This is a genomic window from Crystallibacter permensis, assembly GCF_025960875.1.
In the GTDB taxonomy this organism is placed as follows: domain Bacteria; phylum Actinomycetota; class Actinomycetes; order Actinomycetales; family Micrococcaceae; genus Crystallibacter; species Crystallibacter permensis.
Genome location: NZ_JAODLR010000055.1, coordinates 1 through 2,149, shown reverse-complemented (window position 1 = coordinate 2,149; position 2,149 = coordinate 1). Strand labels below are relative to the sequence as shown.

Below are 2,149 nucleotides of genomic sequence, written 5' to 3'. Positions count from 1 at the left end.
TCGAGCCCCGAAGTCGCAGCACAGACTTCACATCCAACCGATCAAGGAACAATCACTTTCGGATCCGATAAAACGCTATTGACCCACGCTCCTAGTTACTTTGGTACACGAGTCTTGGAAAAACCTCTAAACAGAGTGCCGCCGCCGCTTGGGGAAGGCTATCCGGTCGAAGTCATTCGCGGCCTGGACAACTGCTCCGCCTGCCTGCGCCCGTGCCTGTTCTGCGAGCGGACCAACGTCGACATAGCGCGACGAGAAGTGGGTCAGCACCAGCAGTCCTACCCCGCCGCCGGCCGCCAAGGCACCTGCTTGTCCTGCGCTGAGGTGGCGGTACTGGGCGGCCAGTTCGGCGTCGTCGTCGTCAAACGTGCACTCGGCCACCAGCATGTCCGCGCCGTCCGCCAGTTCCTCGGCACCCGCACAAGGAGCAGTGTCCATCACGAACGCGAAGCGCTGGCCAGGCCGCGGGACACTCACATCCTCCAGGCTCACGCCCCGCAGCTTCCCCTCGCGCTGGAGACGTCCGACGTCGGGCCCTGAAATTCCGGCAGTTGCGAGTCTCTCCGGCAGGAGAGTCCGGCCATCAGGCTCGACGAGCCGGTAGCCGTATGTTTCGATGCGATGATGCAACGGCCGCACCTCGAGTCCCGGCGCGATCGGACCGGCCTCCGCGTGCGGCTGCAGTCGCAGATCGATGCCCGGGGACGAAACGGACACCAGCGCTTTGACAACTTCCTCGCCGGAGGCCGGATAGTGCAGGTGCACGGTGTGGGCGACGCCGTCCAGCGCCATGCGCGATAGCAGGCCGGGCAGGCCATAGCAGTGGTCGCCGTGGACGTGAGTAAGGCAGATACGCGTGATCTGCCCGGCTGAAACGCCTGCATGAATCATCTGCCGCTGCGTACCCTCCCCCGGATCGAAGAGCAGCCCCTCGCCGTCCCAACGCAGCAGGTACCCGTTATGGTTGCGGGTCCGTGTGGGAACCTGCGAGCCAGTGCCGAGGACAACGAATTCACGCATGGAACAGAGTGTGCCACGTATCGGTGAGCGCAGAAACGGGAACTACTGCGCGAGACGGCTGCGAACGATCTCGCTGACAGCCTTGCCGTCGAAGCGGCCGGCGACCTCGGCGGTGACCGGCTTCATGACCACACCCATCTGCCGCATCGAGAGCTCTGCGCCATCGGCCTTGAGTCCGGCAATGACCTCGTCCACGATGCCCTCCACGTCCGTTGCCGTGAGCGGCTCAGGCAGGTAGGCCTCGATGATCTCCGCTTCGGCAATCTCGGCGGCAGCCCGGCTGTCCTGCCCCGCCTCGGTGTAGGTATTCGCGGTGTCGCGTCGTTTCGCTGCTTCCTTCTGCAGGAGTGCAGTCACCTGGGCATCGTCCAGTTCCATGGGAGTCTTGCCCGACTTCTCGCGCGTGGCTATTTCCCCCAGAACGTTGCGTACGGTCGTCAAGGCAACCTTGTTGCCTGCCTTCATATGTACGACGACGTCAGCCTGGAGCTGTTCTTTGAGCGTGGTCATAGTGTTCCTCGTTTCGATAGCCGAACGTATCCTGCCTGCCTCCACAATAGGTCGTACTGGCGCCAAAGAACTTCCGGTCGGCGGTCCGGACTGCTGTCTGCGACAGTGCCCAAAGTGCTGCCCCGCGAAGAAGCCCCGGCCGACTGCGACCGGGGCTTCTTCTAACTACTCGGAGGAGATGTCCTAGATCGCCGAAACGATCCAGATGATCAAGGCAATAGCTGCCAAGACGCCTACGATGGTCCAAATAAGGTTGCTTCCACGCATGTTGCTTCCTCCATTTCTCTTTGTAGTCCCCATTATTTGCACAGAAGAAACGTTTTAGGGGGCGAACACCAATATCCGCATGGTGGGCTGGCTCACGGCAGCCGGCTATCCGGCGCCTTGCTCACCTGGATCAGCCTCTCCAGGGCCGCGCGTTTTGGTCTCACGAGCGGCGGTGGCATCGCGGAGGCTACTTAGCGCACCGGGGGGTCCTGCCGGTGCGGTTGAACTTGTGACGAACTGCTCCTGGTCAACGCGGCCTAGGAGCGTGGGTCAATAGCGTTTTATCGGATCCGAAAGTGATTGTTCCTTGATCGGTTGGATGTGAAGTCTGTGCTGCGACTTCGGGGCTCGA

2 protein-coding genes are annotated in these 2,149 nt (G+C 61.9%); both read right to left on the bottom strand.

The window, feature by feature from the left end; genetic code table 11:
- Positions 1-126 precede the first annotated feature (126 nt).
- Complete coding sequence (locus B0G38_RS23115) at positions 127-1,020, bottom strand: ribonuclease Z (protein ID WP_264671643.1); 894 nt, start codon at positions 1,018-1,020, stop codon at positions 127-129.
- Positions 1,021-1,062: 42 nt separating this feature from the next.
- On the bottom strand, positions 1,063-1,530 hold the full coding sequence (locus B0G38_RS23110) for a GatB/YqeY domain-containing protein (protein WP_264671642.1): 468 nt from the start codon (positions 1,528-1,530) through the stop codon (positions 1,063-1,065).
- Between the last annotated feature and the right edge of the window lie 619 nt (positions 1,531-2,149).

Bases quoted from the DNA above. Each gene is read 5' to 3' on its own strand.
- B0G38_RS23115 (WP_264671643.1), bottom strand. From the start codon at position 1,020: ATGCGTGAATTCGTTGTCCTCGGCACTGGCTCGCAGGTTCCCACACGG.
- B0G38_RS23110 (WP_264671642.1), bottom strand. From the start codon at position 1,530: ATGACCACGCTCAAAGAACAGCTCCAGGCTGACGTCGTCGTACATATG.